19 protein-coding genes are annotated in these 22,207 nt (G+C 72.8%); 6 read left to right on the forward strand and 13 right to left on the reverse strand.

The features are described from left to right. Positions 1-68: 68 nt before the first annotated feature. From NUT86_RS38050 to NUT86_RS38075, 6 genes are all read right to left on the reverse strand, one after another. Positions 69-2,861: a fumarate reductase/succinate dehydrogenase flavoprotein subunit gene (locus tag NUT86_RS38050; RefSeq protein ID WP_274739937.1), complete on the reverse strand. Its 2,793-nt coding sequence runs from the start codon at positions 2,859-2,861 to the stop codon at positions 69-71. An 86-nt stretch (positions 2,862-2,947) separates the two neighbouring features. Beyond that, complete coding sequence (locus NUT86_RS38055) at positions 2,948-3,730, reverse strand: ABC transporter ATP-binding protein (RefSeq protein ID WP_274739939.1); 783 nt, start codon at positions 3,728-3,730, stop codon at positions 2,948-2,950. Next, positions 3,727-4,620, reverse strand: coding sequence for an ABC transporter permease (locus tag NUT86_RS38060; RefSeq protein WP_446750807.1), 894 nt, complete (start codon positions 4,618-4,620; stop codon positions 3,727-3,729). The genes NUT86_RS38055 and NUT86_RS38060 overlap by 4 nt, the downstream gene beginning before the upstream one ends. Continuing rightward, positions 4,617-6,053 carry an ABC transporter substrate-binding protein gene (locus tag NUT86_RS38065; RefSeq protein WP_274739940.1) on the reverse strand — a complete coding sequence of 479 codons (1,437 nt, stop codon included), beginning with the start codon at positions 6,051-6,053 and terminating at the stop codon, positions 4,617-4,619. Before NUT86_RS38065 ends, NUT86_RS38060 begins: the two co-directional genes overlap by 4 nt. A gap of 13 nt (positions 6,054-6,066) precedes the next feature. Beyond that, entirely contained in the window at positions 6,067-6,294 is a 228-nt protein-coding gene (locus NUT86_RS38070; RefSeq protein ID WP_026170034.1) for a 4Fe-4S dicluster domain-containing protein, read from the reverse strand. 64 nt (positions 6,295-6,358) lie between these two features. Next, on the reverse strand, positions 6,359-7,129 hold the full coding sequence (locus NUT86_RS38075) for a GntR family transcriptional regulator (protein ID WP_026170033.1): 771 nt from the start codon (positions 7,127-7,129) through the stop codon (positions 6,359-6,361). Between the two features lie 360 nt (positions 7,130-7,489). Between NUT86_RS38075 and NUT86_RS38080 the strand changes: the two genes are divergently transcribed. Beyond that, positions 7,490-8,416: a DMT family transporter gene (locus tag NUT86_RS38080; RefSeq protein ID WP_274739942.1), complete on the forward strand. Its 927-nt coding sequence runs from the start codon at positions 7,490-7,492 to the stop codon at positions 8,414-8,416. 54 nt (positions 8,417-8,470) lie between these two features. On the opposite strand, the gene NUT86_RS38085 is transcribed toward NUT86_RS38080, so the two are convergent. The 7 genes from NUT86_RS38085 to NUT86_RS38115 all read right to left on the reverse strand — a co-directional run bounded on the left by NUT86_RS38085 (position 8,471) and on the right by NUT86_RS38115 (position 16,646). Beyond that, positions 8,471-9,904 carry an aminobutyraldehyde dehydrogenase gene (locus tag NUT86_RS38085; protein ID WP_266439980.1) on the reverse strand — a complete coding sequence of 478 codons (1,434 nt, stop codon included), beginning with the start codon at positions 9,902-9,904 and terminating at the stop codon, positions 8,471-8,473. After that, positions 9,897-11,210, reverse strand: a complete 1,314-nt coding sequence (locus NUT86_RS38090; protein ID WP_274739943.1) for a flavin monoamine oxidase family protein — start codon at positions 11,208-11,210, stop codon at positions 9,897-9,899. Before NUT86_RS38090 ends, NUT86_RS38085 begins: the two co-directional genes overlap by 8 nt. Positions 11,211-11,351: 141 nt before the next feature. Further along, positions 11,352-12,461, reverse strand: a complete 1,110-nt coding sequence (locus NUT86_RS38095) for an ABC transporter ATP-binding protein (protein WP_266439984.1) — start codon at positions 12,459-12,461, stop codon at positions 11,352-11,354. A gap of 5 nt (positions 12,462-12,466) precedes the next feature. Next, positions 12,467-13,312, reverse strand: a complete 846-nt coding sequence (locus NUT86_RS38100; protein ID WP_159484257.1) for an ABC transporter permease — start codon at positions 13,310-13,312, stop codon at positions 12,467-12,469. Further along, positions 13,309-14,211, reverse strand: coding sequence for an ABC transporter permease (locus NUT86_RS38105; protein WP_274739945.1), 903 nt, complete (start codon positions 14,209-14,211; stop codon positions 13,309-13,311). Before NUT86_RS38105 ends, NUT86_RS38100 begins: the two co-directional genes overlap by 4 nt. Position 14,212: 1 nt before the next feature. Beyond that, positions 14,213-15,346 (reverse strand): polyamine ABC transporter substrate-binding protein, encoded by a 1,134-nt coding sequence (locus NUT86_RS38110; RefSeq protein ID WP_274739946.1) that lies wholly within the window; start codon positions 15,344-15,346, stop codon positions 14,213-14,215. 148 nt (positions 15,347-15,494) lie between these two features. Beyond that, positions 15,495-16,646: an aromatic ring-hydroxylating oxygenase subunit alpha gene (locus tag NUT86_RS38115; protein ID WP_274739947.1), complete on the reverse strand. Its 1,152-nt coding sequence runs from the start codon at positions 16,644-16,646 to the stop codon at positions 15,495-15,497. Between the two features lie 352 nt (positions 16,647-16,998). Here NUT86_RS38115 and NUT86_RS38120 point away from each other — a divergent pair, with 352 nt between their 5' ends. From NUT86_RS38120 to NUT86_RS38140, 5 genes are read left to right on the forward strand one after another with little or no spacing between them, the layout of a single operon-like run. Beyond that, positions 16,999-17,406: a hypothetical protein gene (locus NUT86_RS38120; RefSeq protein ID WP_266439992.1), complete on the forward strand. Its 408-nt coding sequence runs from the start codon at positions 16,999-17,001 to the stop codon at positions 17,404-17,406. After that, a complete protein-coding gene (locus NUT86_RS38125; protein ID WP_274739950.1) occupies positions 17,403-18,674 on the forward strand; it encodes an NADH-ubiquinone oxidoreductase-F iron-sulfur binding region domain-containing protein in 1,272 nt (423 codons plus the stop codon). The genes NUT86_RS38120 and NUT86_RS38125 overlap by 4 nt, the downstream gene beginning before the upstream one ends. 13 nt (positions 18,675-18,687) lie before the next feature. Further along, a complete protein-coding gene (locus tag NUT86_RS38130; protein ID WP_093635414.1) occupies positions 18,688-18,879 on the forward strand; it encodes a ferredoxin in 192 nt (63 codons plus the stop codon). A 2-nt stretch (positions 18,880-18,881) separates the two neighbouring features. After that, the gene (locus NUT86_RS38135; RefSeq protein WP_274739952.1) at positions 18,882-20,969 is read left to right on the forward strand and encodes an acetate--CoA ligase family protein; all 2,088 of its coding nucleotides are present in this window, start codon (positions 18,882-18,884) and stop codon (positions 20,967-20,969) included. A 37-nt stretch (positions 20,970-21,006) separates the two neighbouring features. Beyond that, positions 21,007-22,179: an acyl-CoA dehydrogenase family protein gene (locus NUT86_RS38140; protein WP_274739953.1), complete on the forward strand. Its 1,173-nt coding sequence runs from the start codon at positions 21,007-21,009 to the stop codon at positions 22,177-22,179. Positions 22,180-22,207: the final 28 nt, after the last annotated feature.

Below are 22,207 nucleotides of genomic sequence, written 5' to 3' on the forward strand. Positions count from 1 at the left end.
CGCACGCGGTGCGCCGGGCTGTGGCGCACCGGGATGCCGCCCGACGGTCCGGACGCCCCGCAGCCGTGTCACCCCTCCGTCGCGAGCCGGGCGTAGGCGCGGACATCGGCGTCCGGGTCGTCGGCGACCGTGGCCAGTGCCTGGCGGGCCTCCGCGTGACCGGAGTGCGCACGCAGGGCGAGCACCGCCGCCTTGCGCACATCCGCGTGCCCGTCGGCGAGCGCGGAGCGCAGCGCGGCGACGGCGGGTTCGGGGCCGGCGGCGGCCAGGGCCGTGGCGGCACCGGACCGGACCTGCCAGGCCGGGTCGCCGAGCGCCGCGACGGCCGCCGCGTCATAGGGCGGCGGGCAGCCGGTGGTGGCCAGCGCCGCGAGCGCCGCGGCCCGTACGAGGAGGTCTTCGTCGCGGAGCGGCACCGCCAGGTCCCCGGGGCCGCCGACCGTACCGAGTCCGTGCGCGGCGGCCACCCGGACCTCACGGGAGGAGTCCTGGGCGGCACGTCGCAGAGCGTCCGCGGCGTCGACGGAGACCAGGGCGCGGACGGCCTGGAGGCGTACGTCCACGGCGGGGTCGGTGAGTGCGGTGGCGAAGAGGGCCCGGTCGCCGAGGCGGAGCGCGCGCAGCACCTCCACGGCCGCCGACCGGACGACCGCGTCGGGCCCGTGCGCCGCGGCGGCCAGCGGTGCCCGCAGACCGGGCTCCGGCGGGAGGACCTCGATCAGCTCACGCAGTGAGGCACCCGCGGCCGCCCGTACGGCGGGGTCGGAGTCGGCGAGGGCGGTGGCGAGGGCCTGGCCCGTGCCGGGCGGGACGGTTTCGGTGAGCGTGTCGACGGCGGCGCGCCGTACGGCCGGGTCGGGGTCGGCGAGGTACGGGCGCAGCGTCGGGAGGTCCGGCGGGTCCTCGGCGAGGGCGAGGAGTTCGAGGATGCGGGGAGAGGTGCCGGCACCGGCTCCGGGCGTGGTCCCGGACGGGCCGCCGGCATCGGCCACCGCCCCGTCCGCCGCCGGAGTGCTCACGGCTGCCGCATCCGCCCCCAGGGACCCCACCGGCGGCGTATCCCTCGGTCCTGCCGTCGCGACCTGCTCCGGATGGATCTCGCCGAGGAAGCGGGGAGCGCCGCCCACGGGGTGGTACTCGTCGACCGGGACGAGGTACGGCGCCACCGGGCGGGCCGTGAACTCCATCCTTCCCGTCGCTGATTTCCGCAGGTCGAGGTGGTGCAGCCACTCGGCGTCATCGCTCTGAGGGTGGTCCGTGCGCGCGTGGTAGAGGCCCCAGCGGGACTCGGTGCGGGCCAGTGACGACCGGGCGGCCATCTCGGCGCAGTCGCGGATGAAGCTGACCTCGGCGCAGCGCATGAGCTCGTGCGGGGTGCGGGCGCCCATCCCGGCGAGGTCGGTGTGCATCCGCGCGAAGTGTTCGACGGCCAGCGACAGCCGGGCGCCGCTCTTGGGTGGCGCGACATAGTCGTTGACGAAGCGGCGGAGCTTGTACTCGACCTGAGGCTGCGGCGGGCCGTCGGGGTTCCGCAGCGGCCGGTAGATCAGTTCATGGGCGTCCCGCAGCTGGTCCGCGGGCAACTCACCCTCGTACGCCCGGTATTGGGCCGCGTCCGCGCCCGCCAGGTCACCGAAGACAAACGCGCCGATCATGTAGTTGTGCGGGACACAGGCCAGGTCCCCGGCCGCATACAGGCCCGGCACGGTGGTGCGGGCGTGGTCGTCGACGCGTACCCCGGACGCCGAATGCCCGCCGCACAGGCCGATCTCGGAGATGTGCATCTCCACGTCATGGGTGCGGTAATCGTGGCCGCGCCCGGCGTGGAAGGTGCCGCGGGTGGGGCGCTCGGTGGTGTGCAGGATCGTCTCCAGGGCGGAGACGGACTCCTCCGGGAGGTGACTGAGCTTCAGATAGACCGGGCCTCGTTCGGAGGCGACCTCGGCGGCGAACTCCGCCATCATCTGTCCCGACCAGTAGTCGGATTCCACGAACCGCTCGCCGTGCCGGTTGACCTGGTAGCCGCCGAAGGGGTTGGCGACATAGGCGCAGGCCGGGCCGTTGTAGTCCTTGATCAGCGGGTTGATCTGGAAGCACTCGATGCCGGTCAGTTCGGCGCCCGCGTGGTACGCCATGGCGTAGCCGTCACCGGCGTTGGTGGGGTTCTCGTAGGTGCCGTAGAGATAGCCGGAGGCGGGCAGGCCGAGGCGGCCGCAGGCACCGGTGGCGAGGATCACCGCGCCCGCCCGGACCGTGACGAAGTGCCCGGTGCGGGTGTGGAAGCCCGCAGCCCCGACCGCCCGGCCGCCGGAGGTCAGCACCCGCACCGGCATGATGCGGTTCTCGATACGGATCCGCTCGCGCATCTCCCGCCGGCGCAGCTGCCGGTAGAGGACCTTCTTGACATCCTTGCCCTCGGGCATCGGCAGCACATACGAGCCGGAGCGGTGCACCTGGCGGACCGCGTACTCGCCGTGTTCGTCCTTCTCGAACTTCACGCCGTACGACTCCAGCCGCTGCACCATCGCAAAGCCGCGGGTCGCGGTCTGGCGGACGGTGGACTGGTCGACGATGCCGTCGTTGGCGCGGGTGATCTCGGCGACATAGTCGTCGGGTTCCGCGCGGCCCGGGACGACGGCGTTGTTGACCCCGTCCATGCCCATGGCGAGCGCACCGGAGTGGCGGACATGCGCCTTCTCCAACAGCAGGACGGAGGCGCCGCGTTCGGCGGCGGTGAGCGCCGCCATCGTCCCGGCGGTGCCCCCGCCGATGACGAGGACGTCGCAGGACAGCTCCTCGGCGGAGTCGAGGGCGGGAATCTCCATGGTGTCCGCGGTCCCGCTGACGGTGCCTTCCGGCATGACAGTGCCTTTCGCTCGCCGGTCACGTACGAGGACGCGCCGGGCAGGTCGGTGATGTGTCGGGTCGCGCCCGGGCCGGACGCCGGTCAGGAACCGGGTCGGCCGTCCAGGGACGCGAGCACCTCGCGGCGCAGGGCGACCGTCGCCGGGTCGCTGTGCGCCCCGCGCAGACGTGGCCGCGGTACGTCCAGCACCCGGCCGGAGCCCAGCAGCGCAACCCGGTCGCCCAGGAACAGCGCCTCGTCCACGTCGTGGGTGACGAAGACGACGGTGGCGCGGGTGCCGCTCAGCGCCGTCACCAGCAACTGCTGCATACCGGCCCGGGTCTGTGCGTCGAGCGCACCGAACGGTTCGTCCATCAGGACCGCGCGCGGCCGCCCGGCCAGCGCCCGGGCCAGCTGGGTGCGCTGCCGCTGGCCGCCGGAGACCTGGTGCGGCAGCCGGGCGGCGTGCTCGGTGAGCCCGACCCTGGCCAGCCAGTCATCGGCCCGCGCCCGGCGCTGCGCGCGGGCCACTCCCCGGATGGCCAGCGGGAGTTCCACATTGGCCCGCAGACCGCGCCAGGGCAGCAGCGCGTCCTCCTGGAAGACCAGCGCCCGGTCGGCGGCGGGTCCCCCGACCGGCTCGCCGTCCTGGGTCAGCCGGCCACCGAGGAGCGGCAGCAGACCGGCCAGCGTGCGCAGCAGGGTGGATTTGCCGCAGCCGGACGGCCCGACGACGGTGAGGATCTCGCCCGCGGCGACATCGAGGTCCAGGTGGTCGAGGACGGGGGCACCGGGGCGGCCGAGCGCGGCGTCGTCCAGGGTCAGCCGGAGGCCCGGTGCGGGTGCCTGCGCCGGGGCCGCCGGAGTGGTTTCGGTACTGGTCATGACGGCTCCCCGACTGCCGTCCGGACCGTCCGCCACCGGGCCCGGCCGCCCGCCGACGCCCCCGGGCCGCGCTCAGTGCGCGGCAGCCAGCGCGTCAGCCGCCGCCCCAGCCGTTCCACCACCGTGGAGGTGAGCCGGCCGAGCAGACCGATGGTGGCCATCCCGACGAAGACCCCCGGGTAGTCGACGATGGTGTAGTCCTGCCAGGTGCGATAGCCCACGCCGTACTCGCCGGAGATCATCTCGGCGGAGATCACACAGATCCACGAGACACCGATGCCCACCGACAGTCCGCCGAGGATGCCGGGCAGCGCCCCCGGCAGCACCACCGACCGCAGTACCCGCCACCGGCCGCCGCCCATGGTGCGGACCGCCTCCTCCCAGACGGGCGTCAGCGCCTGGACCGCGTGCCGGGTGGAGACCGTGACCGGGAAGAACGCGGCGGTGAACGTGATGAAGACGATGCCCTGTTCATTGCTGGGGAACAGCAGGATCGCCACCGGCACCAGCGCGATCGCCGGTATCGGGCGCAGCACTTCGAGCAGCGGTCCGCACAGATCGGAGACGACGGGGGAGCGGGCGAGAGCGGTGCCGATTGCGACGCCGAGGACGGCCGCGAGGGCGAAGCCGCCGACGATCCGGGTCAGGCTGTCGGAGACGTCCTGCCAGTACGTGGCGGTGCCCAGCCGGCGGGCGAATTCACGGGCCGTCTCGGTGACCGTCGGGAATTGGGAGAACCGCAGCCACAGGTTCACCCGGAACTGGGCGAGCAACTGCCACCCGGCGAGCGCCGCGAGGACCGCGGCGGTGATCCGGGCGTAGCGGATCCAGTTCCCTCGGCGCGGGCCGGTCCGTCCCGTGCGGCCGGCCGTTGTGGCGGGCGCGCTCACCGGGCCTGCTCCAGAGCGGCGGCGTAGCTGAGGGTGCGGGCACTGCGGTGCTGCCGCGTCCAGGCGTCGGCGGTGGCCCGGGTGGCGAAGGGCAGCAGCCGTGCGCCGTCGCGGACCCAGACCGACTTGTCGGCGAACCAGCGGCTGCCGGTCGTCGTATCGGCCACATACGCGGCACGCACTCTGCCGCGATGCCCGGCGACGAACCGGAGCAAGGCCCGCGGGCCGGCGAAGGAACGGGTCCGGTCCGCGCCGCGCAGCCACACCTCGTCGGGCGAGGGATGAGCCGTGGTGCGCACGGCCCGGGGGTAGTCCTTGCCGTAACTCTGCTTGATGAAGCGGTCGTTGACGAAGGAGTCGACGTCGACCGGCCCGGTCAGCTTCGCCGCGCGCAGCACGGGGACGTCCTTCTTCAGCGCGGCGATCAGCTGCGGCTTGAGGGTGGGATCGAAGGTGGCGATACCGCCGGCGCCGTTGTAGAGGTAGACCACCTCGGGCGGCAGCCCGGTGGCCTCGGCGACGCGCTGCGCGGCATCGACGGGGTGGCTCTGCAGATAGCGGGTCGCGTCCCGCTGTGCGGTGAGGAACGCCCGCACCACGGCCGGGCGCCGGGTGGCGAACGCGTCCCGTACGGTCACCCCGTGGAAGGTGGGCAGGCCGAGCGCGCCCCCGTCGTAGAGCGCCCGTGCCTTGCCCTGGAAGGCGAGCAGCCCCGGCCAGGCCACGAACTGCGACAGGGCGTCCGCGCTGCCCGACTGGAGCGCCGAGGCCCCCACCGCCGGCTGCTGGTTGAGCTTGTGGATGTCCTGCTCCGGATCGAGTCCGGCCCGCTGCAGGGCCCGCACCAGAGTGCCGTCCGACGCCGAGCCGACGCTGCTGGAGACCTTCTTGCCGCGCAGGTCCCGCAGCGAGCGCAGCGTGGAACCGGGCTTGGTGACAATGGTGTTGAGCGCCCCGCGCAGGTTGTAGCCGGTCACCGAGACCAGCCGGGTGGGGGCGTGCAGCTGTGTGCCGCGGGCGGCGTTGATCAGCAGCGGGAAGTCGCCCATCGAGCCGATGTCGACCTTCCCGGCGACCATCTGCGCGGTGATCGGCGCACCGGTCGCGTAGTCCTGCCACCGCACCTTGTACACCTTGCCGTCCCGCTTGCCCTGGGCGCGCAGCGCACGCTCGAAGGAGCCGAGTGCGCGCAGCAGGGTGCCGGCGGTGACCGTGTTGATGGTCTTGGACTGGTAGCCGACGGTCACGGTGACGGTCTTGCCGTCCGAGGCGTCCGCGGGCGTACCGCAGGCGCTCAGCGAGCCCAGCAGCAGCGCGGACACCAGCGCCGCGGTGAGCGCACGGCGACGGGCCGGGTGCGGTGCGGCTGAGGGGGCGGCGGTGGACGGTGAGGGGGACGGCGGGAAGGGGGAGCCCGTGAATCGGGAGCTCATGAACGGGGGCCTCTCATCGCAGCAGATAGGGCATGTTGACCGTGACCGCGCCGGTGGGACAGCGCGCGGCGCACGGGCCGCAGTACCAGCACTCGTCGACGTGCATGTACGCCTTGTTGCTCGCCGGGTCGATGGCGAGCGAGTCCAGCGGGCACATGTCGACGCACAGCGTGCAGCCGTCGATGCACTTCGACTCGTCGATGGTCACGGGCACGTCGGCGCGTTGGGGCGTAAGAGGCATGGGGGTCTCCAGAGCATGGCGGGGAGCGGAGGAGGGCGGGGAGGGGCGCGGGCGGGGGAGTGGCTCAGAGCGTGCGGCGCAGCAGGCCCCGCATGGTGAGGCGATCGCCGCGGAAGCGGATGAACTCCAGGTCGACGGGGGCGCCGTCGGCGAGATGGGTGAGACGTTCGAGCATCAGCACCGCGGTGCCGCGCGGCGCCTCCAGCACGGCGGCGGAGTGCGCATCGGCATTGACGGCCTCCAGGGTGATCTCGGCGGTGCCCAGCGGCTGTCCGGCGGTCTCCTCGATCAGCCGGAAAACGTCGTTGTTCTCCAGATCGGCGTCGAGCAACGGCAGCCCGATGTGCATCGGGACATAGGTCAGGTCCAGCGACAGCGGCAGACCGTCCAGCCGGCGCAGCCGTTCCACGTAGAGCACCTCGGAACGCGGCGGAATGCGCAGCCGGTCCGCCACCGGGGCCGGAGCCGGGACCGGGCTGATCGTGCGCACCTCATTGGTGACCCTGCCGTGCGGGTGCAGGGTCTCGGCGAGACCCATCAGCCGGTCGAGCGCATGCGGGTACTTCTGGCAGACCACCACCGTGCCCACCCCCGGCTGACGCTCCACGAGCTGTTCGGCGCGCAGCAGATCGAGGGCCTGGCGGACGGTGTTGCGGGACACGCCGTAGTCCGCGCCGATCACCTCCTCGTGCGGCAGTACGCCGCCGGGGAAACCGCCCCCGAGGACCTGGTGGCGCAGCAGGTCGGCGAGCTGCCGGGCGCGGTCAGCGCGGAGCCGGCGACGGCGCGCGGCCGCTACCGGGGTCGTGTGCTGGCGGGTGCGTTCGGCTGGCATGCGGTGGACCATACCGACGAGATCCGGCCAGTGGTGTTGCCGCAGTGTTGCGCCACCTACCGCCGGGTGGGACGCGGCTGTGACCTGGTGGTTCGCCGCTGAGACGACAAGATCTGCCACTCCGGGGGCAGCCGCCCGGAGCCCGGGAGACGCTCGCCCGGCACCCCGGATCGGTCACCCCGGCAGACGGGAAGCATCCGTCCGGCCCAGCGAATGCGGCCCTCCGGCGCCCGTGTCGCCGGGCGGTCCGCGCCGGCCGCCGGATAGCGTCGAAGACCGGTACAGCGCCGCCCCGCCGCCGCCCGACCACGTGGCGCGGGCCCCGCCCGGGTGCCCGGGTGGCCGACGAGGAGGTGGGCCGTGGCCACGTGGCCGGCCGTGCTGTTCGCACTGCTCGCGGCGGCCAGCAATGCGCTGGCCACCGTCCTCCAGCGGCGCGCCGCCCGTACGGTGCCGCTGTCCGCCGGGCTGCGCCTCGGTCTGCTCGTCGATCTGCTGCACCGGGCCGTCTGGCTCGGCGGGATGCTCGCCGTCGTGGCCGCGGCCTGCTTCCAGGCGCTGGCCCTGTCGCAGGGCGCGCTGTCGGTGGTGCAGCCCCTCTTCGTCCTCGAACTGCCCCTCGCCCTGCTCATCGGACGGGTCCTGCTCGGCGGCCAGATCTCCCGCTCCGGCTGGATCGGTGTGGGGCTGCTCGTCGTCGGACTCGGATCCGCCCTCGCCGCCGCCGCGCCCACCATCGGCACCACCCACGCCCCCTTCGACCGCTGGGTGCCCGCCCTGGTGGTCTGCGCCGGGGTGATGGCCACGGCGGTCGGTGCCGCGCTCCGCCGCGGGGCGGGCGGCGTACGGGCCGCCTGCTTCGCCGGGGCGACAGCGGTCGGGTACGCCCTGACCGCGGCCATGCTCAAGGACGCCACCCACGCCTGGCAGACCGGCGGTCCCGCCGCGTTCTTCAGCACATGGCAGACCTACGGCTTCGCCGCCACCGGCGTACTGGCCATCTTCCTCCTGGAGAACGCCATGCAGTCGGGCCCGCTGACCGCCTCGCAGCCGGTGCTCACTCTTGGCGACGCGCTGGTGAGCCTGTCGCTGGGCGTCACCCTGTACGACGAACGGGTCAGGACCGGCTGGTGGCTGCTGCCCGAGGCGCTGGGCGTCGGGCTGGTCCTGTGGGGCGCCGTGCTGCTCTCCCGCGTCGCACTGGTCCGGGATCTGACAGATACTCAGGACCAGGCGCCGACCGCCGCCCGCGACCGCGGTACGGCGCCCGGACCGGCGGACACCTGAGCGCCGCGCGCCGCCCGAAGCTCCCGGGCACGGCCGCTCCCGGGAGCCGCCGCCTCACAGCATGACGTGCTTGACCTGGGTGTAGTCCAGCAGGCCTGCGAGGGACAGATCGCTGCCGTAGCCGGAGTGCTTGACCCCGCCGTGCGGCATCTCCGACACCGTGGTGCCATGGGTGTTCACCCAGACGATCCCGGTGTGCAGGGCGCGGGTGGCCCGCATCGCCCGGGCATGGTCGCCGGTCCACACGCTCGCCGCCAGGCCGAACCGGACCCCGTTCGCCAGCCGGAGGGCCTCGGCCTCGTCGGTGAAGGGCTGCACCGTGACGACCGGGCCGAAGATCTCCTCCTGCACGATCTCGTCGCTCTGGCGCACTCCGGCAACGACCGTGGGGGAGTGGAACCAGCCCGGCCGCTCCGGTGCCGTACCTCCCGTCACCACCTCGGCATGCGCTGGCAGACGACTCAACAAGGCCTGTACGGAGCCCAGTTGGGCCGCGCTGTTGAGCGGGCCGTAGTCGGCGGCCGGATCGTCGGGCGGCCCGGTCCGCAGCGACTGCGCGGCCGCCGCGAACGCGGCCACGAACGCGTCGTAGCGGCGGTGGTGGACCAGGAACCGGGTGGGAGCGGTGCAGTCCTGGCCGGCGTTGTAGTACGCCACGGCCGCGAGCTCGGCCGCGGTGGCCTCGGCGTCCACGTCCTCATGGACCAGGACCGGCGCGTTGCCGCCCAGTTCCAGATGCACCCGTTTCAGGTCCGCCGCGGCGGTGGCGGCGATCTCCTGCCCGGCCCGGACACTGCCGGTGACGGCGACGAGCCGGGGCACCGGATGCGCCGTCAGGGACCGCCCGGTGTCACGGTCCCCGCAGACCACATTCAGCACCCCGGGCGGCAGATGTTCCGCGGCGATCCGGGCCAGCAGCGAGGCGGAGGACGGGGTGGTGTCGGCGGGCTTCAGGACGGTGGTGTTGCCTGCCGCGAGCGCCGGGGCGACCTTCCACGCGGCCATCATCAGCGGGTAGTTCCAGGGGGTGATCTGGGCGCAGACGCCGACCGGTTCGCGGCGCAGCACCGACGTACGGCCCTCGGTGTACTCGGCGGCGGCCGCCCCCGGCAGCTGGCGCGCCGCCCCCGCGAAGTAGCGGAAAGTGTCGATGACGGCGGGCAGTTCCTCGGTGCGGAACTGCTCCGGCGGCTTGCCGGTGTCCCCGACCTCGGCGGCCACCAGGGCGTCGGCGTGCTCCTCGACCGCGTCGGCGATCCGCAGCAGTGCCCGCTGCCGCTCGGCGGGGGTGGTCAGCGACCAGCGGGCGAGGGCGGTCTCCGCGGCGGTGCAGGCCGCGTCGGTGTCGGACGGGCCGGAGCGCGGGGCACTGCGGTGCACCTCGCCGGTGGCGGGGTTGACCAGGTCCGTCGTCGCGCCGGAGGCCGCCGGGCGGTCCGTCCCCGCGAGGTGGTTGAGGACCGGGGCGGGGGTGGTGTCCTCAGCCATGGCGCAGCACCTCCCGCGCCGTGTCGCGGCCGGTGCGCACCGCGCCCTCCATGTAGCCGGCGACCCACTGGTCGGACCCGCAGACGTAGAACGGCGGTTCATGGGTGCCGTGCAGCGGGCCGACGGCCATGACATCGCCGGGGTTCCACTGTGTGACGTACCCCTGGGTCCAGGGATCGGTGCCCCACAGCCGCAGATACGACGTGAACGGGTGGAAGGCCTGGGCACCGTAGAGCCGGGCCACGTCCGAGAGCAGCTCGTGGTCCCGTACCGGGGCGGGCATGCCCAGCAGGACGCCGTACCGCTCGGGAGGGATCAGCGCGGAGAGGATGCCCTCGCTCTGCGGCCAGGTGCTGCCGAGCACCCCTTCGCATTCGGACAGGCCGTTGAGGTCCAGGCCGCGCCAGAAAGGCTTGTCGTAGGCCGCGGCGAACTTGGCCGCGACGGCCTGCCGCTGGCGGTGCAGCGAGGCGAGCCGGGCCTCGGAGACGCCGGTGAAGGCGACCGAGCGGAGCGGACCGACCGGCAGCGCGCTGACCACGGCGTCCGCCGTCAGACTCTCCCCGCCGGCCAGCCGCACCCGGCAGCCTCCCGGGCGCACCGCCACCTCCTCGACGGCCGCTTCGAGCCGGATGCGCCGGCCGAGTTCCGTGGTCATCCGCAGCGCCACCGTCGCCGAGCCCTCGGCCACCCGCAGGCCCTCCCAGTCCTCGTAGGCGTAGGGGTCGTCACCGGGGACCGCGGCGTGTTTGCGCAGCGCGGCGAGCAGGGAGGTGCGCTCGTAGGAACCGCTGGCCAGGGCGAGTTGGCCGATCTCCCAGAGCCGTACGACGGCCGGGCTCACCCCTTCGCCGCGCAGCCAGGCACCGACCGACAGCCGGTCGAGGGCCGTGGCCTGCGGATGCGACCACGGGTCCTCGGGGTCCACGGTCCGGGCCAGCGCGATGAAGGCGTCGGTGACCTTCCGGTGGCAGGCCTCGTCACCGGGCCCGAACCAGTGCGGCGGGTCGCCGGCCGAGACCCCTTCCGCGGTGGCCCGCGCCATCCGGCCGGGCTCGGCGACATAGCTGGGGATGAGGGTGAGGCCGAGCTCCGCGGCGAGGGCGAGGTAGGCGGTATGGGCCCGGCCGACCACCTCTCCGCCGAGCTGGACCAGCCGGCCGTCGGGCAGCACGGCCTGCTCGACGCGTCCGCCGACCCGGTCGCGGGCTTCGAGGACGAGGACGTCGGCACCGGCCGCGCTCAGGTCCCGCGCCGCGGCGAGCCCGGCGAGACCGGCACCGAGCACGATGACATCGTGGTTCATGAGGGAGCGTTCCTTTGCTGTCGGCGGGCGGCTGGTGCGGGCGCACCAGGCCTGGTCGAGGGGGCGGGGGCCGCAGTGGGGCCTAGGGCCTGTCCGATGGGTCAGGCGCCGCGGACCCGGCCCTGACCCATCGGACAGGCCCTAATCCAGGACCAGGCAGTGCTCGGGCTTCCAGCCGATCTCCACGCTCTCGCCGCCGCTCCAGCGGTCCTCCATGCGCGAGCGGTCGGTGTTCTGCTCCAGTACGGACACCGTGACGCCGGGGGCGAGTTCGATCAGATAGGTGGTGGTGGGGCCGGAGTAGACGGTCTCCCGGACCACGCCGTGCACCAGCGCCATGCCCGGTTCGAAATCGGAGAGCCAGATCTTCTCGGGCCGTATCGACAGGCTGACGCTGCTGCCGTCGGAGACGCCGGTGCGGTCGCCGACCGGCAGCGCGGGGCCGCAGTCGAGGACGACCTGCCCGTCGCGGTAGGTGCCGGGGACGAGATTGGACGTCCCCATGAAGGAGGCGACGAACCGGCTCGCGGGGCGTTCGTAGACGTCCTCCGGCGTCCCGCACTGCTCCACATGGCCCTCGTTCATCACCGCCACCCGGTCCGACATGGTCAGTGCCTCGTCCTGGTCATGGGTGACGAAGACGAAGGTGATGCCGACCTCGCGCTGGATCTGCTTGAGTTCGACCTGCATCCGCCGCCGGAGCTTGAGGTCGAGCGCGGCCAGCGGCTCGTCGAGCAACAGGACCTGGGGCCGGTTGACCAGGGCGCGGGCCAGGGCCACCCGCTGACGCTGCCCGCCGGAGAGCGTACGGGGCTTGCGGTCGCCGAGACCGCCGAGCTGCACCCGGTCGAGCATGGCGCCGACCCGCTCGCGGATCTCGGCCCGGCCGACGCCCTTGCGCTTGAGGCCGAAGGCCACGTTGTCGGCCACCGAGAGATGGTCGAAGAGGGCGTAGCTCTGGAACACCGTATTGACGTTGCGCTTGTCCGGCGGGAGCGCGGTCACGTCCTCACCGCTGAGCAGGATGGTGCCCGCGGTGGGGTCGGTGAAGCCGCCGATCATCCGCAGCGAGGTGGTCTTGCCGCAGCCGGACGGGCCCAGAAGGGAGAAGAACTCGCCGGGTGCGATGTCCAGCGAGAGTTCGTGGACCGCGGAGGAACCGCCGTAGCTCTTGCTGATGTTGTCGAGCCGGACGGCGGGCGGGTCGCCGGCCGGGGCCGCACCGGCGGAGGGGGCGTCGGAGGAGGTCATGGGTGTCACTTCCCGGAGAGCAGATCGAGGCCACCGCGGCGGCCGAACAGACGGGGGATGGCCAGGGCGAGCCCGATGAGGCCGATGGAACCGGCGAGCATCAGCGTGCCGACCGCATTGATGGTGGGCTGTACGCCGAACCGGATCGCCGAGTAGATGCGGACGGACAGCGGCTGCGGGTCCACGCCGGTGGTGAAGTAGGCCAGCACGAAGTCGTCGAAGACCAGGGCGAAGATGAGCACCGCCGAGGCCAGGATGCTGGGCAGCAGCGCGGGCAGGGTGACCAGCCGCAGGGCCTGCCAGCGGGTGGCGCCCAGGTCCATCGCCGCCTCCTCGACCTCCGGATTGAGGGCGGCGATCCGCGAGCGCAGGATCACCGTCACATAGGAGATGGAGAAGGTGATCTCCGCGAGCATCACCGTGCCGGAGGAGAGGGTGATGTCCATGCCCTTGAACAGCAGCATCGCGGCGACACCGGTGACGATCTCCGGGGTGATCAGCGGGACCAGCATGATCAGGCCGGCCAGCGAGCCGAGCCGGGTACGGCAGCGCACCAGCCCCAGGGCCAGTGCCACTCCCAGGACCACCGAACCCGCCATGGCCACCAGGGAGACCCGCAGGCTCATGCCGAGCGACTCGATCAGCACGTTGTCGTGGAAGAAGGCGGAGTACCAGCGGAGGCTGAAGCCCTTGAAGACGGTGAGGGACTTCTGGCCGTTGAAGGAGAAGAGGACGACGACGCCGATGGGGAGGTAGAGGAGGAGGAAGAAGAGGGTGGTGACCGTGAGGGCGAGCCGGGGCCTGCGGTCGGTGCCGCGGCGGTGCAGGCGGCGCGGGGGGCGAAGCGTCATCGGGCGGCCTCCGCCTCGTCCTTGCGGGTGCGCCGCAGATAGCCGAGCATCCCGATGAAGAGCACCGCCATCATCAGCATGGTGAGGGCGGAGCCGAGCGGCCAGTTCTGGCCCTGGAAGAACTTGTCCTGGATCAGGTTGCCGATCATGATCTGGTCCGGCCCGCCCATCAGCTGGGCGCTCACGAAGTCGCCCATGGCGGGCAGGAAGACCAGGACGGCGCCCGCGGCGGCACCCTGCCGGGTGGCTGGGAGGGTGACGAAGAAGAAGGTCCGCAACGGCCCTCCGTACAGATCGCGTCCGGCCTCGATCAGCGAGAGGTCCATCCGCTCCAGCGCCGCGTACAGCGGGATGATCATGAAGACGATGAAGCCGTAGACGAGCCCGGCGATGACGCCGACCCCGCTCTGCAGGATCTTGGTGTGCCCGTCGGCGAGTCCGACCGCCCGCAGCGCCTTCAGCACCGGGCCACCGCCGGACAGCACCACCGACCAGCCGTACATCCGCACCAGGTAGTTGGCGAAGAACGGGACGACGATCGCGGCGATCAACAGGTTCTTGAACCGCCCGCCGTGCAGGGCGATCGAGTAGGCCACGGGATAGGCCACGATCAGGCAGACGACGCAGGCGATCAGCGCGAAGCCCAGCGAGCGCAGCAGCACGATGCGGTAGGCCGGGTCGGCCATCGCCGCGATGTTGTCGAAGTTGAACCCGAACCGCGGGTTGCCGAGGGGGTCGGTGGTGCCCAGGGCCAGGGTGGCCACGAGGATCAGGGAGGCGATGAGGAACCCGGTCATCCACAGGGTGCCGGGGAGCATGAGCCAGGTCCACAGCCGGGTGCCGGACGCGGAGCGCCCGCGGCGGTCCCGGAGTGCCCCGGAGGGGGTGCGTTGTGCCATGTCAGCCGGCTTTCACGTGGGTCCAGGCGGTATCGCGGGCCTGCTCGCCCTTCGAGGACGCATTGCGGAAGAAGAGGTCGGCCTTGAGGTCGTCGGGGGCGACCAGGCACTGCGGGAACGGCTTCACGATCGCGGCGTAGACGTCCTCGCTGCCGCCGACCGGCATGGGGTAGCCGATGTACCGGATGTTCTTGCGCACGTTCTCGGGTCTGAGCATGTAGTCGATGAAGAGCATCGCCGTGCCGGGGTGGCGGGCGTTGACGGGGATCGCGTAGCAGTCCGAGTTGATCGGCGCGCCCTCCCGGGCGACCTCGAAGCCGAGCACGGACGGGTCCTTGGCCTGCCCGAGCATGGCGGCCATATCGCCGCTCCAGGCCTGGGTCATCACCGCGTTGCCGTTGAGCAGGTTGTTGTAGCTGTCGCTGGAGAAGCCGCGCAGCCGGGGGCGGAGGCTCTGCAGCGTGGCGGTGATCCGGGCGAGGTCGCGTTCATCGGAGGTGCCGATGTCCAGGCCCAGTTTGAGCGCGGCCATCCCGAGCACCTCGTCGCGGTCGTCGAGGACGAAGACCTGCCCCCTGGCCCGGGCGTTCCACAGGTCGCCCCAGGAGCCGGCCAGGTCGTCGCCCATCCGGTCCTTCCGCCAGCCGATGCCCGTCTTGTACATGGTGAACGGGACGGTGTGCGCGGAGTGGTGGTCGTACCAGGGGTCGGCGAAGTAGCGGTACCGGCTGAACACCGCGTCGGCGTGCGGCAGTTGGGAGTGGTCGATACGGCGCAGCCGCCCGCCGTCGGCCAGCCGCTGCGCCCATTTCGCGGTGGGGAAGATGATGTCGTAGCGGTTCCCGGCGTTGAGCTTGGCGGCCATGCCCTCCATCGAGTCGAAGTTCGACTGGATGACCTTGACGCCGTATTCCTTCTCGAATCCGTCGAAGACCGCCGGGGCGACGAAGTCCGCCCAGTTGAAATACACCAGGTCGCCGTCCACCTTGACGTCGATCGGCCGGTCCGGGTCGCCGAAGGCGTTGCGGCCCTCCGGCAGAAAGCCGCATCCGGCCAGACCGAGGCCGAAGGCCGCGGCGACGCCCGAGCGCAGAAACGCGCGCCGGGACGGAGGTGGGGGTTCCTCGGGGGACATGAGGTCCTCTCCGTAGGGGATGAGCGCTGCTTCAGGGAGCGGTCACGGACGCACGGAAGCCCTGTCCTCCGTGCGGGACCTGTCAGCCGTGGCGCGGGGCGTCGCGCGCCGAGGGGGACGGCTCATGGCGCTGTCTCACCGGTGGGGGTCAGCGCATCGCGCCACCGAGGTCGGTGCGTACCCGGTCGGCGAACCAGCCGACCGCGGCTTCCCGGCGGGACAGGGGGCCCGGCTCGAAGCCCGGGGTGCCGAGGCCTTTCTGCACCCGGGCCACCAATTCGGCGTCTTCGTCATTGGTGATCCAGCCGATGTGGATGTTGAGCCGGCGCGCGAGCCGGGTCCGTGCGCTCGTCCCGCGGCGCGTGTAGAAGGCGCCGGGGACGGCCACCCGGTCGACCGCCGTCGGTATGGCGGTCCAGGCAAGCACATGGTCGGGGTAGAAGTCGATGAGTGTGTTGGGGTAGATCACCGCGTACCGCCAGACCCGCCGGTCGGCCTCGGTCAGACCCGGCATGGGGGAGGCGAGGCGCTGGTAGAGCCGCTCGGCCCAGTTCGAGGACGGTTTGTCGCGCAGCGGTGAGGCGAAGAGGACATAGGACTCGTCGATCTCGCTGGTGTAGCCCTGGTAGTCGAGCAGGCGCATCAGCCCGGGATGGGCGACCGGGACGTGGTAGCCCTCCAGGTAGTTGTCGACGGCGACCTTCCAGTTGGCGTGCTGTACTTCCGCGCCGGCCAGATCGTGGATACGGCTGCGTCCGACGGGCACCAGATCGGTCCCCGCGTAGTGGCCGACGGTCTCGGCCAGTCCGGCGCACTGCTCGGCCAGCGGCACGGCATCCGGGTCGAGGTTGGCGAAGACGAACCCCAGGAACGACTCGACCCGGACGGGGAAGAGACCGAGCGCGGGCTTGTCGAGGCAGGGGATCTGCCGTGCTTCGGGCGCACCGACCAGCCGTCCGTCGAGCTTGTACGTCCAGCCGTGATACGGGCAGCGGAGGGCCTTGCCGGACGCCTCGGGGGCGGAGACCAGGCGGGTCCCGCGGTGCCGGCACACATTGAGGTGCCCGGCCAGGGTGCCGTTCTCGGTACGGACGACCAGTACCTCGCGGTCGGCGACGGTGGCGGCGAGGCGTGCGCCGGGGCCGGGGAGATCGGACTCATGGCACACGAGCTGCCAGGACTTGGCGAAGAGGTGCTGCGTCTCGGCGGTGGCCGCGGCCGGGTCGGTGTAGTAGCGGGCGGGCAGTGCCTGCCCGGGGGCATCCGGTGCCGTCGGTGTCGTGGTGGCTTCGGGGTGCATCGGGGTCACTCCTCCATGCCGCACGGGGCGCCGGGGCCGGGGCGGCAGGGCGCGGTGGAAAGTCCCTGGACCGGCGCACCGGATCCGTGCTGACTAATTGGTCAGTCAGATTGCTGGCGGGTTTCAACGAAGTCAAGACTTGTGTCCTGACTAATTGATTAGTTAGCTTAGTGGCATCGCCGCTCCGGCGCTCCGCCGCACGGATCCCGGAAGCGAACGGGCGCATCGCGCCCCGATCCGCCGGCCGAACCCCCGCAACGGCACCTCGCCCCGGCCCCGAGCCACGGCACCGCCCCCACACCCCGCTGCCCTGACCCGAGCCGGCACCCCACCCCTCTCCCCGGAGGCACGCATGAGCGGTCGTCGGAACCTGATCTGGCTCGGGCTCACTCCCGAACCCGAACGGGAACTGCCCGCCACCGTCGCGGCCCTGCGTACCGCGCGGCGGACGGCGGACACCCCCGCGGAGGCGACCGAGGCCGAACGGCGCCGCGTCGAGCGCCTGATCCTGCACGGCACCCAGCACGGCTGGCTCCGCTATCTCGCCGAGGTGACCGGCCTGGTGACCGCGGTCGCGGCCCGTACCCGCCCCGGCGACCGCCGGGCCGCACTCCGTGCGGCAGAGGTCGTGCTCGACCACCACCGCATGCTGATCGGCCTCCCCGGACCGGGGTACGACCGGACGGCCGCGGACCGCAGCGCCCTGGAACGCGCGGTGCGCACCCTGCGCACCACCCCACCGGACGGAGACCGAGGATGACCGGGACCGACTCCCTGATACCGCCGGGAACCCCCTCCGTGCTCGGCGCGGCACCGGGCGTGACCGAGGACGCCGGGGCGTATGTGGCCGCCGGAGGCTACCGCCGGGCGATCGGGGCGGCGGAGCTCCTCGACCGGATCGACGGCCTGCGCGGACGCGGCGGCGCCGGCTTCCCCACCGCCGCGAAACTCCGCGCCGTACGCGACGCCGGACCCCGCCCCGTCGTCGTGGCGAACGGAGAGGAAGGGGAGCCCGGCTCCGTCAAGGACCGCTGGCTGCTGCGGGCCCGCCCGCACCTGGTCCTGGACGGGCTGGCGCTGGCCGCGGAGATCACCGGCGCGGAACGCGGCTACGTCTACGTCTCCGACACCGCGGCGGGCGAACGGATCCGCCGTGCGCTCGCCGAACGCACACCCCAGCTGCCGTGCGATGTCGTCGACACCCCGCACACCTATGTCGCGGGGGAGGAGACCGCCGTGGTCCGCCGGATCAACGGCGGCCCCGCCCTCCCCACCGCCAAACCGCCCCGCCCCTACCAGCAGGGCGTCGGCGGCGCCCCGACCCTCGTCGCCAACGTCGAGACCCTGGCCCGTATCGCGCTCATCGCCGCACAGCCGGACCACCGGCGCCGTACGGCCCGCGCCACCCTGGTGACGCTCGCGGGCGGCGGCGACCCCCTGCTCGCCGAGGTGCCCTACGGCTGCACCCTGCGGACCCTGGCGCAGGCCCAGGGCACGCCCGAGCCGGCCGGCGCCCTCATGGGCGGCCTCTTCGGGGGGCTGATCGGTCCCGGCCGGCTCGACCTCGCGCTGGACCCCGATACCCTCGCGGCCGCGGGGACGGCACTGGGCTGCGGTGCGATCCGCTTCCTCGCCCCCGACGAATGCCCGGTCTCCCTCGTCTCCGCCGCCCTCGCCCACCTCGCCGCCGAGAGCGCCCGGCAGTGCGGCATCTGCGTCGCGGGCACCGGCTCCCTCCGCGACGCCGTCGGCGCCCTGACGAACGGCACGGCCGACTCCGGACTCCTCACCCGGCTGCAGCGCTGGTCCACTTCACTGCCCGGCCGCGGTGCCTGCGGGCTGCTCGGTGCCGCGGCGGGCACGACCGGCAGCCTCCTGCGCGCCTTCCCCGTCCTGGTCCGCGCCCACCTCGACGCCCCCTGCCCGGGCTGCGCCGCGCCCGCGGACGTCGGCCGGCTCACCGTGTCCGTCCCGTACGTCGCCCGGCGGAGCGTGCCCCGCCCGCGCTCCGTCTCCTCCTCCCGCTGAAAGGACGAACGCCGTGAAACTCCGTCTCGACGCCACCCGCTGCCAGGGCTACGGCCTGTGCCAGGAACCCGCACCGGACCTCATCGACCTCGACGACTTCGGCTATGCCGCCGTCGTCGCCGACCCCGCGCCGGGCGCCTCCGAGGACGCCGCCCGGGCCGCCGCCGAGGTCTGCCCCAACTCCGCGCTCCGGTTGGAGAGGTGACCATGGGACGTGATCTGTCGGCCCTGTTCGACCCGGAGTCGGTCGCGGTGGTCGGTGCCAGTGACGACCCGGCGAAGTACGGCCATGCGGTCGCCGCCCAGGCCCTGCGGGCACCCGACCGCCGGCCCGTCCACCTCGTGAACCGCCGCGGCGGTACGGTCCTCGGGCGCACCACGGCCACCTCGCTCGCCGGGATCGGCGAACCGGTCGAACTCGTGGTGATCTCCGTACCGGGCCCCGGTTTCGAGGCCGCCGTCGACGACGCGCTCGCCTGCGGCGCACGCGCCATCGTCGGTATCACCGCCGGGTTCGCCGAGACCGGTCCCCTCGGGCTGGCCCGCCAACAGGCGATCGCCGAACGGGTGCGCGCCGCCGGCGCCGTCCTCGTCGGCCCGAACTGCCTCGGCATCGCCGACAACACCACCGAGCTCTACCTCGCCTCGGACCGCTTCGCGCCCGGCGGTATCGCCCTGCTGAGCCAGAGCGGCAACCTCGCGCTGGAACTCCACCTCCGCTGCGCCCCGCACGGTCTGGGATTCTCCCGCTTCGTCTCGCTGGGCAACCAGGCCGATGTCACCCTCGTCGACCTCATCGAGGACGCCGCCCGGCACGACCCCACCCGGGCCATCGCCGTCTACGCGGAGGACTTCGGCGACGGCCGGGCCTTCGCCGAGGCGGCCGCCGCGGCGGGCAAACCGGTGGTCCTGCTCACCGCCGGGCGGGGCACCGCCTCCGCGCGCAGCGCACAGTCGCACACCGGCGCCCTGACCACCTCCGCCGACGTCGTGGCCGCCGCCTGCCGCGACGCGGGCGTCGAACTCGTCGCCACACCCCATGAGATGACCGTCGTCCTCGCCGCGCTGAACGGGGGGCGGCGCGCCACCGGACACCGCACCGCGGTCTGCACGGACGGCGGCGGCCACGGAGCCATCGCCGCCGACGCCGCCGAGTCCGCCGGGCTGGCCGTGCCCGAACTCGGGCCCGCCGCACAGCAACGGCTCAGGACGCTGCTGTGGGAACAGTCCGCGGTGGGCAACCCCGTCGACCTGGCCGGGATGGGGGAGCAGAATCCGCACTCCTACGGCGACACCGTCGGTGCTCTGCTCGCCCTGGACGAGGTCGACTCCGTCATGCTGACCGGGTACTTCGGCGGCTACTCGGCGGCGACCGGCGGTCTGGGAGGTCCGGCCGCCGAGAGCGGTACCGCGGGCGGCGGGAGCGCGCTCGCGGCGGGTGAGCTGGAGACCGCACACCAGATGGCCGTCCATACGGCACGGACCGCCAAACCCCTGGTGGTGCAGTCGATGTTCCCGGACGCCCCCAGCTGCCGGACGCTGGTGGAGGCAGGCATACCGGTGTTCGCCTCCACCGAGGACGCGGCCCGCGCGCTGGCGGCGATGACCGTGGCAGGGGCCGCCGGCCCGCCCGGCGTCCGCCCGCTGCCACCGTCCGCGGCACCGCTGTCCGACCCCGGCTACCACGGTGTACGCACGCTGCTGAGCGCCGCCGGAGTGCCCTTCCCCGAGGCCCGTGAGATCACCGATGAGGCCGAACTGCTCGCCGCCGCCGACACGTTCGAGGGCCCCTACGTCCTCAAGGCCCTCCACCTCCTGCACAAGTCCGACGCCGGCGGTGTCGCCCTCGGACTGCCGGACCGGTCCGCGCTCGTCACCGCCTTCCGGGAGATGCACGCCCGGCTCGGCGCCGCCTCCTACTCGGTCGAGGCGATGGCCGATCCGACCGACGGCGTCGAGCTGATCGTGGGGGTGAACCGTGACCCCCGGTTCGGGCCGGTCGCCATGGTCGGCCTGGGCGGGGTGCTCACCGAGGCGCTGCACGATGTCGCCTTCGCCCTGGCACCCGTCCCCGCGGCCCGCGCCGAACAGCTGCTGACCGGGCTGCGGACCGCCGCGCTCCTCCGGGGCGTCCGCGGCCGGCCCGCGGTCGACCTGGCAGCCGCGGGGGCCGTGATCGAGCGCCTCACCACGCTCGCCGCCGCCCACCCCGAGATCACCGAGATCGAGGTCAATCCGCTGCTCGTCCGCCCGGACGGCGCCCTCGCCCTCGATGCCCGCGCCGTACTGGCCTGACGCCCGCCCACGCCCGCCCTCCCGGAGGACACCCGCCATGGACTTCCGCTACACCCCCCGACAGGCCGATCTGAAGGCCCGCGCCGCCGCCTACACCGAGTTGCTGTTCCGGTACGAGCAGCAGGCCGAGGAGGCCGGGGGACCGCTGCCCGCCGACACGGTCCGTGAGCTGACCCGGACCGCGATCGACGCCGGTGTCTACGCCATCAACATGCCCGAGAAGTGGGGCGGCCCGGGACTGTCGCTGCTCGACCAGGTCATCGTCGAGGAGGAATTCGGCAAGGTCACCAACTGCCTGTGGGACATCCCCTGGCGGCCCGCCAACGTGCTGGCGTACGGCACCGAGGCCCAGCGGGAGAAGTACCTCCTCCCCGTCATCCGGGGCGAGCGTTTCGACGCCTTCGCGGTGACCGAACCCGGCGCCGGATCGGACCCCGCCTCGGGCACCAGCACCGCCACCCGGACCGAGGGCGGATGGCTGCTGAACGGCGAGAAGTGGTTTGTGACCTGCGGGGACATCGCCGACTTCCTGCTGGTGCAGGCCGACGCGGGCCCGGAGCGGGCCGCCACCCTCTTCTTCGTCGACAAGCAGGCACCGGGCGTACGGATGACCCGGGTGCCGCGGTTCATGCACTCCGCCGTGAACGGGCACCCCGAGTTCACCTTCACCGAGGTCTTCGTGCCCGATGACGACGTCCTCGGCGGCGTCGGCAACGGGTACGAACTCACCAAGGAATGGTTCACCGACGAACGGCTGATGATCGCGGCCCGTACGACGGGCGCCGCCGAGCGGGCGCTCCGGCTGGCGCGGGACCGGTCGGTGGAGCGCAAGCAGTTCGGGTCGCCGATCGCCGACTTCCAGCTGGTGCAGGGGATGCTGGCCGACTGCGCGGTGGACATCGCCGTCAACCGGGCCTACACCCACCAGGTCGCCTGGGAGGCCGACCAGCCGGGCACCGACCGCAAGGCGCTGCACGCCAAGGCATCGACGGCCAAGCTCGCGGCGAGCGAGGCGGCGGGCCGGGTCATCGACCGCTGTGTGCAGATCTTCGGTGGTCGTGGCTATGACCGCTCGTACCCCGTCGAGCGGCTCTACCGCGAGCTGCGGGTGGACCGGATCTGGGAGGGCACCTCCGAGATCCAGCGTCTGATCATCGCCAACGAGCTCATCAAGCGCGGCACCCGCGCCCTCGACCTGCCCCTGCCCTGACCCGCGGCCACCACCCGGCCCGGCTCCC

It is taken from the genome of Streptomyces sp. G7(2002) (assembly GCF_028870195.1).
Classification (GTDB): domain Bacteria; phylum Actinomycetota; class Actinomycetes; order Streptomycetales; family Streptomycetaceae; genus Streptomyces; species Streptomyces nigrescens.

What these genes read in the sequence shown, in the direction of transcription:
- NUT86_RS38085 (WP_266439980.1), bottom strand. Translation starts at nt 9,904, where the DNA reads ATGGCTGAGGACACCACCCCCGCCCCGGTCCTCAACCACCTCGCGGGG.
- NUT86_RS38090 (WP_274739943.1), bottom strand. Translation starts at nt 11,210, where the DNA reads ATGAACCACGATGTCATCGTGCTCGGTGCCGGTCTCGCCGGGCTCGCC.
- NUT86_RS38070 (WP_026170034.1), bottom strand. Translation starts at nt 6,294, where the DNA reads ATGCCTCTTACGCCCCAACGCGCCGACGTGCCCGTGACCATCGACGAG.
- NUT86_RS38120 (WP_266439992.1), top strand. Translation starts at nt 16,999, where the DNA reads ATGAGCGGTCGTCGGAACCTGATCTGGCTCGGGCTCACTCCCGAACCC.
- NUT86_RS38110 (WP_274739946.1), bottom strand. Translation starts at nt 15,346, where the DNA reads ATGTCCCCCGAGGAACCCCCACCTCCGTCCCGGCGCGCGTTTCTGCGC.
- NUT86_RS38135 (WP_274739952.1), top strand. Translation starts at nt 18,882, where the DNA reads ATGGGACGTGATCTGTCGGCCCTGTTCGACCCGGAGTCGGTCGCGGTG.
- NUT86_RS38125 (WP_274739950.1), top strand. Translation starts at nt 17,403, where the DNA reads ATGACCGGGACCGACTCCCTGATACCGCCGGGAACCCCCTCCGTGCTC.
- NUT86_RS38065 (WP_274739940.1), bottom strand. Translation starts at nt 6,053, where the DNA reads ATGAGCTCCCGATTCACGGGCTCCCCCTTCCCGCCGTCCCCCTCACCG.
- NUT86_RS38140 (WP_274739953.1), top strand. Translation starts at nt 21,007, where the DNA reads ATGGACTTCCGCTACACCCCCCGACAGGCCGATCTGAAGGCCCGCGCC.
- NUT86_RS38095 (WP_266439984.1), bottom strand. Translation starts at nt 12,461, where the DNA reads ATGACCTCCTCCGACGCCCCCTCCGCCGGTGCGGCCCCGGCCGGCGAC.
- NUT86_RS38055 (WP_274739939.1), bottom strand. Translation starts at nt 3,730, where the DNA reads ATGACCAGTACCGAAACCACTCCGGCGGCCCCGGCGCAGGCACCCGCA.
- NUT86_RS38100 (WP_159484257.1), bottom strand. Translation starts at nt 13,312, where the DNA reads ATGACGCTTCGCCCCCCGCGCCGCCTGCACCGCCGCGGCACCGACCGC.
- NUT86_RS38075 (WP_026170033.1), bottom strand. Translation starts at nt 7,129, where the DNA reads ATGCCAGCCGAACGCACCCGCCAGCACACGACCCCGGTAGCGGCCGCG.
- NUT86_RS38115 (WP_274739947.1), bottom strand. Translation starts at nt 16,646, where the DNA reads ATGCACCCCGAAGCCACCACGACACCGACGGCACCGGATGCCCCCGGG.
- NUT86_RS38050 (WP_274739937.1), bottom strand. Translation starts at nt 2,861, where the DNA reads ATGCCGGAAGGCACCGTCAGCGGGACCGCGGACACCATGGAGATTCCC.
- NUT86_RS38105 (WP_274739945.1), bottom strand. Translation starts at nt 14,211, where the DNA reads ATGGCACAACGCACCCCCTCCGGGGCACTCCGGGACCGCCGCGGGCGC.